Origin of the sequence: Macellibacteroides sp. (assembly GCF_050251695.1) — a bacterium.
In the GTDB taxonomy this organism is placed as follows: domain Bacteria; phylum Bacteroidota; class Bacteroidia; order Bacteroidales; family Tannerellaceae; genus Macellibacteroides; species Macellibacteroides fermentans.
Genome location: NZ_JBFWMI010000035.1, coordinates 1 through 13,009, shown reverse-complemented (window position 1 = coordinate 13,009; position 13,009 = coordinate 1). Strand labels below are relative to the sequence as shown.

13 protein-coding genes are annotated in these 13,009 nt (G+C 38.8%); 5 read left to right on the top strand and 8 right to left on the bottom strand.

The features are described 5' to 3' along the window. Positions 1-106 precede the first annotated feature (106 nt). The gene (nhaD, locus tag AB7E53_RS07115) at positions 107-1,537 is read left to right on the top strand and encodes a sodium:proton antiporter NhaD (protein ID WP_421467959.1); all 1,431 of its coding nucleotides are present in this window, start codon (positions 107-109) and stop codon (positions 1,535-1,537) included. A 65-nt stretch (positions 1,538-1,602) separates the two neighbouring features. Here nhaD and AB7E53_RS07110 read toward each other — a convergent pair whose 3' ends face one another. From AB7E53_RS07110 to mtaB, 3 genes are read right to left on the bottom strand one after another with little or no spacing between them, the layout of a single operon-like run. Further along, positions 1,603-2,631 (bottom strand): glycosyltransferase family 2 protein, encoded by a 1,029-nt coding sequence (locus AB7E53_RS07110; RefSeq protein ID WP_421467960.1) that lies wholly within the window; start codon positions 2,629-2,631, stop codon positions 1,603-1,605. Further along, entirely contained in the window at positions 2,628-3,518 is an 891-nt protein-coding gene (locus AB7E53_RS07105; RefSeq protein WP_371690154.1) for a lysophospholipid acyltransferase family protein, read from the bottom strand. The genes AB7E53_RS07110 and AB7E53_RS07105 overlap by 4 nt, the downstream gene beginning before the upstream one ends. A 1-nt stretch (position 3,519) precedes the next feature. After that, positions 3,520-4,842 (bottom strand): tRNA (N(6)-L-threonylcarbamoyladenosine(37)-C(2))-methylthiotransferase MtaB, encoded by a 1,323-nt coding sequence (gene mtaB, locus AB7E53_RS07100; protein ID WP_421467961.1) that lies wholly within the window; start codon positions 4,840-4,842, stop codon positions 3,520-3,522. A 114-nt stretch (positions 4,843-4,956) separates the two neighbouring features. Between mtaB and AB7E53_RS07095 the strand changes: the two genes are divergently transcribed. The 3 genes from AB7E53_RS07095 (at position 4,957) to AB7E53_RS07085 (ending at position 9,139) form a co-directional block, all read left to right on the top strand. Beyond that, a complete protein-coding gene (locus AB7E53_RS07095; RefSeq protein WP_446774914.1) occupies positions 4,957-6,621 on the top strand; it encodes an AMP-binding protein in 1,665 nt (554 codons plus the stop codon). A 158-nt stretch (positions 6,622-6,779) separates the two neighbouring features. Beyond that, positions 6,780-6,986, top strand: a complete 207-nt coding sequence (locus AB7E53_RS07090; RefSeq protein ID WP_068179575.1) for a PG1828 family lipoprotein — start codon at positions 6,780-6,782, stop codon at positions 6,984-6,986. Positions 6,987-7,066: 80 nt separating this feature from the next. Continuing rightward, positions 7,067-9,139, top strand: coding sequence for a TonB-dependent receptor domain-containing protein (locus AB7E53_RS07085; RefSeq protein ID WP_446774912.1), 2,073 nt, complete (start codon positions 7,067-7,069; stop codon positions 9,137-9,139). A gap of 75 nt (positions 9,140-9,214) precedes the next feature. Here the strand turns inward: AB7E53_RS07085 and rplI are convergent, their stop codons facing one another. The 3 genes from rplI to rpsF are packed head-to-tail and all read right to left on the bottom strand — an operon-like array spanning position 9,215 to position 10,306. Then, on the bottom strand, positions 9,215-9,658 hold the full coding sequence (gene rplI / locus AB7E53_RS07080) for a 50S ribosomal protein L9 (RefSeq protein WP_079684492.1): 444 nt from the start codon (positions 9,656-9,658) through the stop codon (positions 9,215-9,217). Between the two features lie 22 nt (positions 9,659-9,680). Then, positions 9,681-9,950, bottom strand: coding sequence for a 30S ribosomal protein S18 (gene rpsR, locus AB7E53_RS07075; RefSeq protein ID WP_068179566.1), 270 nt, complete (start codon positions 9,948-9,950; stop codon positions 9,681-9,683). Positions 9,951-9,952: 2 nt separating this feature from the next. Beyond that, positions 9,953-10,306 carry a 30S ribosomal protein S6 gene (rpsF, locus tag AB7E53_RS07070; RefSeq protein WP_079684513.1) on the bottom strand — a complete coding sequence of 118 codons (354 nt, stop codon included), beginning with the start codon at positions 10,304-10,306 and terminating at the stop codon, positions 9,953-9,955. Between the two features lie 241 nt (positions 10,307-10,547). On the opposite strand from rpsF, the gene AB7E53_RS07065 reads away from it, so the two are divergent. Further along, the gene (locus tag AB7E53_RS07065) at positions 10,548-11,558 is read left to right on the top strand and encodes an alpha/beta hydrolase (RefSeq protein ID WP_446774922.1); all 1,011 of its coding nucleotides are present in this window, start codon (positions 10,548-10,550) and stop codon (positions 11,556-11,558) included. A gap of 10 nt (positions 11,559-11,568) precedes the next feature. Here AB7E53_RS07065 and AB7E53_RS07060 read toward each other — a convergent pair whose 3' ends face one another. After that, on the bottom strand, positions 11,569-12,003 hold the full coding sequence (locus AB7E53_RS07060) for a BT0820 family HAD-type phosphatase (protein ID WP_079684491.1): 435 nt from the start codon (positions 12,001-12,003) through the stop codon (positions 11,569-11,571). Between the two features lie 76 nt (positions 12,004-12,079). Beyond that, the coding region (locus tag AB7E53_RS07055) for a polysaccharide biosynthesis protein (RefSeq protein WP_446774910.1) at positions 12,080-13,009 on the bottom strand (930 nt) is incomplete at its 5' end.

The following is a 13,009-nucleotide window of genomic DNA, read 5'->3' as shown; positions in this document are numbered from 1 at the left end:
AGTGATCTTTTAAGCTAACAATTACTTAAAACTGATATAAATTGCTAAATTTGCGGCTCAAATCAAGGAGTGAAATACAAACATCAAAACATCATAAACCATCATTATGTTAACAGCAATGACTCTTATCTTTTTAGCAGGTTATCTGGCTATTGCTCTGGAGCACCCGTTAAAAATGAATAAAGCAGGAACGGCCTTGCTAACAGGAACCATTCTCTGGGTAATCTATACTTTTGCAGCTCCGGAATGTATTCCTACAGTATCAGCTGATGCATTCAAACTTTTTCTTACAACCAGACCGGAATTGGCAGAGCTGTCATTTATCCAACAATGCAATCATTTTGTAGTTGAGCATCAAATCCTGGAAAGTATAGGTGAAATCTGTGAAACACTCATCTTCTTGATCGGAGCAATGATAACAGTGGAATTAGTAGATGCTCATGGAGGTTTTCTATTTGTAACCAACCGGATAACAACCAAAAACAAGCGGAAACTTCTCTGGATTATTGCTATAATCACATTTTTCATGTCGTCGGTGCTGGACAACCTTACAACATCCATTGTGATGATTATGGTAATCCGTAAACTTATCGCCAATTACAAAGAACGTTGGGTATTCGGTAGTATTATTGTAATTGCGGCCAATAGTGGAGGGGCATGGTCTCCCATTGGAGACGTAACAACAATCATGCTATGGGTGAGAGGAAACATTTCCACATCTTCTACAATACCTCATCTCTTTCTGCCAAGTGTAATTTCGGCTGTTATACCGATATTAATTGCTCAAAGATTCCTGCATGGAAACCTCTCTCAGATTCGTGCAACCGATCTGGCTGAAGAAAACGAAATAATAAAAGAGCTAAAAACAAAAGAAAGGCTTTCTATACTGATAATTGGTGTAGCCTGTCTGCTTTTTGTGCCCGTATTTAAAACTATCACCCATCTTCCTCCATTTGTAGGTATATTATTCGGACTGGGTGTATTATGGTTCTTTACTGAAATGATGTACCGCAGGAAAGAACGCATACACGAAGATTTAAAACTAAGGGTTACTAAAATAGTACAAAGGATTGACGGAACTACCCTTCTGTTTTTTCTCGGTATATTACTTGCAGTCGATGCGCTTCGTTATGCCGGAATTCTAGATATGGTTTCTGAAGGTTTGGATAAATATGTTGGAAATGTATATGCGGTGAATATGATTATCGGAACGCTTTCTGCCATAGTCGACAATGTGCCGCTGGTTGCAGGAGCGATAGCAATGTATCCGGTAGCTACGGATGCAATGGTTCTGGCTTCGTCAAATCCTGAATACCTTACCCATTTTACTCAAGACGGAATATTCTGGCAATTTCTGGCTTACTGTGCCGGAGTTGGAGGAAGTATGTTGATTATCGGATCTGCTGCCGGAGTAGTTGTAATGGGACTAGAGCGCATAAACTTCCTTTGGTATCTACGGGTAATAACCCCAATGGCTGTTGCAGGATACCTGGCTGGTGCGGGCGTTTACATTATACAAAATTCAATTTTCCCTTAAAACATATTGAATAAAGTCTTTTTCAATTTTATCCGTTAATCATTCATTCTATTTAGGACGATCGATTAACGGATAAATTTTAAGTAAGAAAATCGTTTCATTCCTTTTAGATAGAAACTAACAAGCAGACTTCCTTTCATAATTTCAGGAATCTGTTTAACCACCCGTTGCTCCAGATTGGCCTTACGGATGCTTTCATATCTATATTTGATTCGATAAAACTCACGACGGGCTTCGTATACTGCTTTAGCATTGGAAGGATAGCCGTTCAACAAAAACTTTGCAGCTGCAATATAATCCAATATTCTCCTTGTCAACATTACTCGTTTTAATGCGTATTCGGGGATATTCTTGTATAACATCAATAAATTATTTCTAAAATTCAAAAATGTTTTTCTGGGACTTTCAGCCTCCAAAGTTCCACCGCCCACATGATATACAACTGAAGCAGGAATACAGCGCAACCTATACCCCCGGCATCTCATAAGCCAGCAAAGATCTATCTCTTCCTGATGCGCAAAAAATGTGGCATCCAGACCCCCTACTTTAACAAATACATCCCGCCGTACAAGCATGCAAGCCCCGGAAGTCCACAATACATCCGTTGGAGTATCATACTGTCCGTTGTCGGTTTCTAAGATATGCAACAACCGGCCTCTGCAAAACGGATAACCATATCTATCCATGTAACCGCCGCATGCACCGGCATATTCAAATGAACTCTTATCTTTCCATGAACGAATTTTAGGTTGCACCGCTACCACATCAACATGCTGTTCAACCTCCTCAACAAGCGGATAAAGCCAGTTTGGAGTAACCTCAACATCACTATTCAGCAAAACGACATAGGGAGTCTTAACTGCAGCAATTGCTTGATTGTATCCATCAGCAAACCCAAAATTCTTTTCCAGTTCTATAATGTGGACCGTAGGAAATTGCGTTTTAAGCAAAACGAGGGACTTATCAGTCGACCCATTGTCTGCAACCACAACATCGGCAATATCGTCCGGAGTATACTTCACAACAGAAGGCAGAAATTGCTTCAATAACTGCTCTCCGTTCCAATTAAGAATAATAACAGATACTTTTTTCATACATCAGCCGGTCTTTTATGTTTCCACCTTTTATGTGTCCACAACCAGTACGCTGGATTTCGTAAAATAGTTTTTTCCATTAGACGGGCATACTGTTCTGTGATCCAGAACTCTGAAGTTTCACGAGGGGACTCACAAAGTAATTTCATATCAACTTTATAGTAACCCCTTTTTAATTTTGTAGTATCTAAGTAGATTACAGGCAGATTCAATTTACGCGCGATGCGCTCCGGACCAGTAAGAATGGAACTGTCCTGATTTAAAAAACTCGTCCAATAGTGGAGGTTTGCTTTACTGGGTGTCTGATCGGCAAGGAAAATAACCACACTGGGAGTTTTATCTTGTTTCAATTTCATTATATCCCGAATCGTATCATTCTTCTTTATACCTAAAGATCCGAAACGAGTACGCAGATAAACAAAAAGCCTGTCGAATGCTAAATTAGTAAGCGGTCTGTATATCTGGTATACCCTGGCACTTTTAAAACGGCTGGAAGATGCTGAAAACCATTCCCAGTTACCATAGTGTCCCATCAGTAATATAAACGTTGTATGCCCTTTCTCCATTAAATCGTCGACCAACTCCGGATTACTTAGATAAGCCCGCCGCTGAACCTCTTCAAGCGAAATATGAGACAGTTTTAATGTTTCTACCACATAATCGCAAAAGTGATGGTAAAACTCCTGCTCCAGCTTCTTTAATTCTTCAGCAGATTTATCCGGAAATGACTTTTTCATATTCTTTCTTACAACTTTTAAACGATAGCCTACAAGTTTGTAAATAATAATATAAAACAAATCACTTAATATATATAGTATACGCATGGGCAGTACTCCATGAAGTTTTGCCCATGCATATAAAAAGCTATAAAGAATATTATTCATCATCTTACTCAATTATGGTTACCGTAAGAGCCGTTTTATCTTCGTTAAAATCGTGTAACAACACCCGGCGCGTTTCATTGACCAACTCTTTCCGATAGGGAGCTTCAACCTTTATATAATTCGCTGTGAATCCATGCATAACATCCCCATGCTTAGCCTCTTCGAACAAGACAACCTGTTCCTTCCCAATATTTGCCTCATAAAAGGCATGCAATTTCCTTTCGGAAAGGTCAAGTAGTTGCTGACTACGAGTATGTTTTATTTTGGGATCTACCGAATGATCAATTTTGAGAGCCTGTGTACCTGGACGCTCTGAATAGCTAAACACATGTAATTGGGAAATGTCCAACCCTTCAATAAATACACGTGCATCTTCAAATAATTCGTCGGTTTCTCCACGGGTACCAACTATTACATCCACTCCAATAAAGGCATTTGGCAGCAACTCCTTAATTTTTGAGACCTTGTGTCTAAACAATGAGGTATCATATTTACGCTTCATTAATCGAAGAACCTCATCGTTTCCACTTTGCAACGGTATATGGAAGTGGGGAGCAAATCGCTTGGATTGAGCCACAAAGTGAATCGCTTCATCTGTTATAAGGTTTGGCTCAATAGACGAAATGCGATAACGTACTATTCCTTCTACCTCATCAAGCGCCTTGATAAGATCTAGAAAAGTTTCACCGGTGGTCCGGCCAAAATCTCCAATATTGACTCCGGTAAGCACTATTTCTTTACCCCCTTTGGATGCCACCTCTTCTGCCTGTTTCACAATGGATACAATGGATCCGTTTCTACTTCTGCCCCTGGCAAATGGAATCGTACAATAGGTACAGAAATAATCACAACCATCCTGAACCTTAAGGAAATGTCTGGTCCGGTCGTCTGCCGAACACGACGGCGAAAAGGTTTTGATATCTTTTGTCTTGGATGCTACAATAGCCCCTCCCTCATTTTTCTTTTTAAAGTCATTGAGGTAAGACACTATATCCAACTTCTGTTCGGCTCCAAGAACCAAATCAACCCCTTCAATTGACGCAACCTCTTCTGGTTTTAATTGGGCATAGCAGCCCGTTACTACCATGTAGGCTCCGGGATGTTGTTTACTGATACGACGGATCGCCTGCCGGCATTTTTTATCCGCCAATTCGGTCACCGAACATGTATTTATGACGCAGATATCTGCTTTTTCTCCGTTACGTACTTTACGAATGCCTTGCGCAGCAAGTGTTTTGCCAATAGTTGAGGTTTCTGCAAAATTAAGCTTACACCCTAAGGTATAGTATGCTGCAAGTTTATTTTCAAAAACTGTATTATCTATCATTTTATATAGTAAATTTCGATGCAAAGTTACACAAAAGGAGCAAGTTACTCTCTTTTTTAGTTGTATATCTGCACTTTTGTCCATACTTTTGCGCAAATTTCACAATTTTGTGCTATGATTAAAGAGAATTTTATAAAGATTTACGAAGATAGTTTTAAAGCCAATTGGGACCTTCCAGCACTTACAGATTATAGCAAAGGTATCTCATTTTCTTTTGGAGAAGTTGCGACAGAGATAGCCCGCATTCATATCTTATTTGAAGAGTGTCAGATTCGCAGGGGAGATAAGATAGCTCTTATTGGTAAAGACAATTCCCGTTGGTGTATCACCTATATGGCGGCAGTTACTTACGGTGCTATCATTGTTCCGATTCTGCAAGACTTTAATCCTAACGACGTACATCACATTATAAATCATTCCGAATCTGTATTTCTTTTTACAAGCGACCGTATATGGGATATGCTGGAAGAAGAAAAGATTGCCAATATACGTGGGGTTTTCTCTTTGACTGATTTTCGTTGCCTGCATCAACGGGACGGAGAAAGTATACAAAAGTTGCTTAAGACCTTGGATTCAAAAATGGCACATAAGTACCCCAAGGGATATTCTAAAGAGCACATTAAGTATGCAGATCTTGACAATGAAAAAGTCGTATTACTAAATTATACTTCGGGAACTACAGGATTCAGCAAGGGTGTGATGCTTACAGGAAATAATCTGGCTGGAAATGTCACCTATGCCAAAACACTTGGTTTAATGTTTAAAGGCGACCGTGAACTATGTTTCCTTCCGCTTGCTCATGCCTACAGCTGTACCTTTAATTTTCTCGTACCCATGGCTGTTGGAGCACATGTATTTTTGTTAGGCAAAACCCCTACTCCCAAAATCCTGCTTACTGCTTTCGAAGAGGTTAAACCTAATCTGATTCTGACAGTACCTCTGATTCTTGAAAAGATTTATAAGAAGATGATTCTACCCCAATTAAATAAACGAACAGTAAAACTGGCTCTGAATATTCCCTTATTGGATAACAGAATATATGCTCAGATACGAAAGAAACTGATTGATGCAATGGGAGGACGCTTCAAAGAGGTTATTGTAGGAGGTGCAGCAATGAATCAGGAGGTAACAGATTTCCTTTATAAAATCAAATTCCCCTTTACAATCGGATACGGAATGACTGAATGTGGGCCGCTTATCAGTTACGATTCCAATGAAGCATTTATACCCGGATCTTGTGGTAAAGTATTAAACGGAATAATGGATGTGCGTATTGACTCGGAGGATCCCTATAATCAGGTTGGAGAAATTCAGGTACGGGGAGAAAATGTAATGAAAGGATACTATAAAAATGATGAGGCAACCAATGCCGTTTTTACCCAGGATGGTTGGTTAAAGACAGGCGATCTTGGAACAATTGATGCAGAAAAGCGTATCTACATAAGAGGGCGTTCCAAGACTATGATACTTAGCAGCAGCGGTCAGAATATTTTCCCTGAAGAAATTGAAGCCAAGCTGAATAATTTGCCTTACATTATGGAAAGTCTTGTCATCGAAAGAGACGGAAAACTGATTGCCCTTGTTTATCCGGATTATGACACCGTAGATGGTACCGGAATCATGCATACAGACTTACCTCTTATCATGCAGCAGAATCTGGTTGAGATTAATAAACTGGTTGCTCCTTACGAAAAAGTTGCATCCATACAACTTTATCCAACCGAATTCGAAAAAACGCCGAAGAAAAGTATCAAAAGATATCTTTACAGCAATTTTTAACATTAATGCAAACACTTAATATTCAGCATATTAAAAAATATTTGAAAAAAAACAAAAAAAAAGTGCCCTATGTTGTATAACATAGTCAAATTAATATATACATTTGCATCGTTTTACAACAACAAAGATATTATTGACCGTTTTAATTAAAAGACAAAATGAAAAAGTTATTTGCATTCGCTGCTATCGTTGCAGCTGTTTCTTTCTCTTCATGTGGTAACAAATCTGCTGAATCTACTGAAGCTGTAGCTGAACAACCAGCTGTTGAAGAAGTAGCTCCTGCTGTAGAAGAAGCTCCTGCTGTTGCTGACTCTGCTGCTGTAGCAACTGAAGCTGCTCCTGTTGAAGCTGCTCCTGCTCAGTAATTAGAAACTAAGCGTATTAAAAAATGGTCTGTATGTTAACATACAGGCCTTTTTTTTGTTTAATAAAAAACGGAATACTAATGAAACTTTCAACTTATCTTTTTCTTCTGCCTATTATTACCATACACCATCTTTCGGCCCAGTTTACGACTGATACGGTATTGACAATTCAAAATATAAATATTCAGGGACAATATTTCACTACGATAAACAGTGGAACGATCAAACAACTAAATACGTCGAGCAATATTTCCAGCAATTTGGGTACTACATCCGACATAATCAGACAGCTGCCATCTGTAAATACAGATATTGAAGGATCTATAATTTTTAGAGGATCCAGCAAAAGTGTCCAACTGATCAGAGGTGTTCCCTATGGATTTTTAGAAGAACAAAGCGGAGATATACTAATCCAATTGCCAGCTTCATTTTTTTCGCAAATAACTGTATTATCTCAACCGGATCTATCTTTTTTGCCTGATGGAGAAAGCGGAGTGTTTTCTTACACAAGCATTCCTGAATATAAAACTTCGTCATCTCTCAACCTGACCTTAGGGGGAGGAAGTAACCAAAGATACACTGCAGGAATAAAAGCCACCGTTAATCCTGGGAAATGGTCGGTTACAACCAATTATAATTATAGAAGAGAATACAGGGAACGATCATTTTATAAACTAACCACCAATAGCAGTGGATCGACAGAGATGGATAACAACGCCTCTGCGCATCCGGAAGTACATATCGGAGACATTACAGTAGGGTATTTATTGTCAGACAAAGATTATCTTACAGTTTACACACTCCTACAGCACATGCAATATGATAGATATGGTGGAATAAATAACACCAGAAGAAATTCTGCCGGGGACATTACAAACAAAATAATTCGTCACCGTTACAATAATCAAGGTCAGGATGCTTATGCCGCAGAAGCAACATGGTTACATACATTCTGGAATAAAGGAAAACTGAATATTCGATTCAATTATAATAATTTTTCGTACGACGAGAACAATCATTATGAAAATGAACAATTCTCTACTGGAAAAATTATCGCACAAGACAACCTGAACGTAAATCAAGACAAGAGCAATTACTTTTTTTCAACGAACGTGTATTACCCGTTCCAAAACGGTTACACGTTTAATATTGGATACATTAGTCGGATTCAAAATGAGGATTATAAGGCCAAAGCAGATAATCTAACAAATGGAGATTGGATGCCTAATTTATCTAAATCGACTGACTTTAATTTTGTCCGCTACATCAATTTAGGATATGCCTCACTTCAAAAGACAATAGCCCCTTTTACAATCGAAATAGGAATGCAAGCCGAACATACCAAAGAAGAAATAAACAGTCCTGATTTGAATGGAAAAATGAATAAGAATAAAGTTCATATTTATCCCAAAGCAAACCTTGAATATCAGGTAGCTGAAAATGGGATTTTTAGTTTAGGTTATCAACAACGTACAAATCGGCCAATTGCATCAGACCTTAATCCTTTTATTGACAGGGCGGATATCACCTATATTAAACAGGGTAATCCGAATTTGGCCCCTGAAGTAATACATTTAGCAGAAGCATCCTATGCATTCACAAATAATTACTTCAGCATTACCCCGGCAATATATTATAGACATAAGAGCAACAGAATTATGGATATTGCCAACCAAGTAAACGATGAAATTCGTTGGACAAAACAAAATACAGGAAATAGTAATACCTGGGGAATTGAGATTTCTACCAACTGGAAACCCATCAATCGGCTGTCAATGAGTGCCTCGTCTGACATTTACCGGGATCAGATTGATGGTCGTACAATTGGATATGATGAGAAAAAGGAGATGACCTGTTTACTTGCAAAAGTACTGTTATCTTTCCAACTCACACCCAACACTCAGTTGCAAACTGATGGTTATTACATTTCAGATCAACTTACAGCTCAAGGTGAAATACAAAATCGCTATAGTGTTAATGTCGGAATAGCTCAATACCTATTAAAGAAGAAACTTAAGGCTTCACTGAGTGTAAATAATATTTTTGATAGTCTGGAAGAAACAACCCGAATTCAAACCAACTCATTTCAGCAAATACAAATTCGGAACCGCGACTCCCGAGTTACCTGGCTGACACTATCCTATAATTTATAAATAATAGAAGAAACTAGGATACAAAAAAAGAGGTATATCGAATGATATACCTCTTTTATATTTTTAGAATGTTGATTATTCAGCAACAACCTCGAAAGAAATTTCAACAGAAACTTCTTTGTGAAGCTTAACAGTAGCTTTGTAAGTACCAACTTCTTTTACAGATTCTTTGATGTAAATGATCTTACGATCTACTTCGAATCCAGCTTTTGCCAATGCTTCAGCAACCTGAATATTCGTTACAGAACCAAAGATTGTTCCTGTAGAACTTGTTTTTGCACCAATAGTAAGTGAAACACCTTCCAACTTAGCAGCCAATTCCTGAGCATCTGCCTTAATTTTGGCCAACTTGTGAGCACGTTGTTTCAAGTTTTCTGCTAACACTTTTTTAGCAGAATCTGATGCAATCACAGCTTTACCCTGGGGGATTAGAAAGTTACGTCCGTAACCGTCTTTAACTGTTACGATATCGTCTTTGTAGCCTAAGTTAACTACGTCTTCTTTCAAAATAACTTGCATATTCTGTTTCCTCCTTTTAAAATTATTTCATCAAATCGGTTACGAAAGGAAGCAACGCCAAGTGACGAGCTCTCTTTACTGCCTGAGCAATACGACGTTGGAACTTCAATGAAGTACCAGTAATACGACGTGGAAGAATCTTTCCTTGTTCATTCAGGAATTTCTTCAAGAATTCAGGATCTTTGTAATCGATGTACCGGATACCGTTCTTTTTGAAACGGCAATATTTCTTTTTCTTAACGTCTACTGATGGAGGAGTTAAGTATCTGATTTCTGATTGTGCTGCTGCCATAATTAGTTCTCCTTTACTGTTTCTTTAGATGATTTCAAATGTCTTCTCTTTGCTGCGTATTCTGCGGCATACTTATCCTGACGGAAAGTCAGGAAGCGAATCACACGCTCGTCACGACGGAAGTTAACTTCCAATGTAGCGATAGTTTCCGGATTTGCTTTGAATTCAACTAACTGGTAGAAGCCTGTCGTCTTCTTGTCGATAGGATAAGCAAGCTTGCGCAATCCCCAGTTCTCTTCATTCACGATTTCAGCACCTTCAGCTTTCAGAAGGTTTGTGAATTTTTCTACCGCTTCCTTCATCTGTGCGTCAGACAAAACGGGAGTCAAAATGAAAACGGTTTCGTAATTGTTCATAAAACGCTGTTTTGTTTTGTAATTAATAAAATTTAGCGGTGCAAAGGTAGGGAATATAAATTTTGCATGCAACCCTTTCTCTATATTTTTTCATTAAAGTATTTCGTGACTGCTGATTAACTATACAAAGTATTCGTTATCTTTGTGCCAGAAGGTTAATCTGGAAAAAATAGAATACTACCATTTTACCGGCTAACCGTCACTGGTCTGAAACTGAAATTTATCCAAACCAATTACAATGATGATAAAGAAGTTTTTATTTGCTTTTATACTGATATCTATTGGATTTTCTGCTCAAGGACAATATATAACCGAACTTCCCGGAACAGATTACAAATATAGGATACTGCATATGGCTAACGACTATGCAGGTAAAGTAGTTTGCACATTAGTAAAGAGGGAGCCTGTCAGTAAAGACGGACCAGCCATTTTGTATGTTCACGGATACAACGATTATTTCTTTCAACGAGCGCTGGGAGACAGTGCTGCAACGCATGGATATAACTTTTATGCACTGGATCTACGGAAGTACGGTCGGTCCATTTTACCTGATCAAGATGCATTTTTCGCAAAAAACCTTTCAGAATATTTTGCCGACCTGGATACAGCAATTGCTATCATCAAAGCGGAAGGCAACCGGGATATTGTCCTTATGGCACATTCTACAGGTGGGCTTATTACTCCACTTTACCTACAAAGTAAGGGCAACAAACTTCCTGTAAGTGCATTAATATTAAACAGTCCCTTCCTCGACATGAATATGAGCTGGTTTATGGAAGAGGTTGTCATACCTGTTATTTCATTTATTGGAAACTATTTCCCTAATCTGGAAGTGGAAGGAAAAGGAATTTCCCAATATGCACATAGCTTACTGAAACGCATTCATGGAGAGTGGGAATATAACGAAAACTGGAAAAAAACAACCGGACATCCCAAAAAGGCAGGATGGATCCATGCAATACACAAAGGACATAAAACCATTCAAAAAGGATTAAACCTAACCTGTCCGATTCTGGTCATGTCGTCCGACAAGTCCATACCTGAAACAAAAATATGGAATGAGCTATATCATACTTCCGACATCGTACTTGATGTAAAAGATATTCAAAAGTACGGAAAGATGCTGGGAAGCCGTGTTACATGCAAGCAAATTCACAACGGCAAACATGACTTGATCTTATCCAACGAGCCTGCAAGAAAGGAAACTTATCAGGTTATATTCAGTTGGTTAAAACAACAATCAGGCAAGTAAGCACAACGTATCACCGAATCAAACCGAAAAATTTACTTTTCTTTGGTTGTTCCTCCTGTACCATAGCACCCTTAAAAAAAACATCTGTAGAAAAACAGGCTCTGCTGTCATTGTTTTTCAGAGTATTGTAAATCAGCCCCCAATCGGGTAGTCCACCAAAGTTACGGTCGTCAATAAACAGATCGGCGGTCAGCTTACGTGGTGCCTTACCAGCAACTTCTTCAGGATCATTCTTGTTAACGGCATAAAAGTTTAGCCCCCTCTCTTTACAGAAAGCAACTGCCTCATCTAATAGATCTCCTTCACGAACGGTCCACAAGATAAGTAAATGCCTACCCTCTTTCTGAATCAACTTAAGGGATTCAATGGCGAAAGGAATCTCTTCACCTATTTTAGGATATTTATGAGTTACAATAGTTCCATCAAAATCAACCGCAATTACCATAATTTATATTTCGTAAACTGATTTGAAGCACAAAGGTAGTAAATTCTCGCAACTAACAAAAGTAGATCTGTAATCACTAATTTTTAGGATCATAGATTTCGTATGGAGAATGGTTACTTATAAATTCGGGAACAAGTTTTTTCATTAAGCGAATAACCTGTTCAGATTCTTCCGATTCAGCCATCCGAATCAATTGATCCACAGCTGTACTAACCTCATTCCATTCATATCTTCTCACTTTCGCTATTCGGATTTTAGGGTGTCTGGTAGGAACTGTAAACTCCGAATCGGTCAGCAATTCCTCATAGAGTTTCTCTCCGGGACGCAATCCGGCAAAGACAACCTTCACCTGCTCATCCGGAATAAGCCCGGCTAATTGAATCATCCTCCTGGCCATATCAGCGATCTTCACAGGTTCACCCATGTCAAAAACGAATATTTCTCCACCTCTCCCTAAAGTAACAGCTTCGAGAACCAATCGAGAAGTCTCCGGAATTGTCATAAAATACCTGAAAATATCAGGATGAGTAACTGTAACCGGTCCCCCACGGCGAATCTGTTCCCTGAAACGAGCTACTACCGAACCATTTGACCCAAGAACATTTCCAAATCGGGTAGTAATAAATTGCGTTTTACCCCGTGCTTCATCTATTTTAAAACTAAGACTTTGTACGTACATTTCTGCAATGCGCTTGGATGCCCCCATAACATTGGTAGGATTAACTGCCTTGTCGGTAGATATCATAATAAAGCGCTTAACAGAATGCAAAACAGACATATCTGCAAGCTTTCTGGTTCCGTCAACATTGGTCCGAATCGCCTCACATGGATACTCCTCCATCAAGGGTACATGTTTATAAGCTGCAGCATGGAAAACCACCGTTGGAACATATTTAGTGAAAACGAACTCCAATCTTGACTTAATACGTACATCTCCTATGATAGGTACAAAACTTTGCATGGGGTACCTATCTTGTATCTCGAGTCTTAAATCATGCATGGGGGT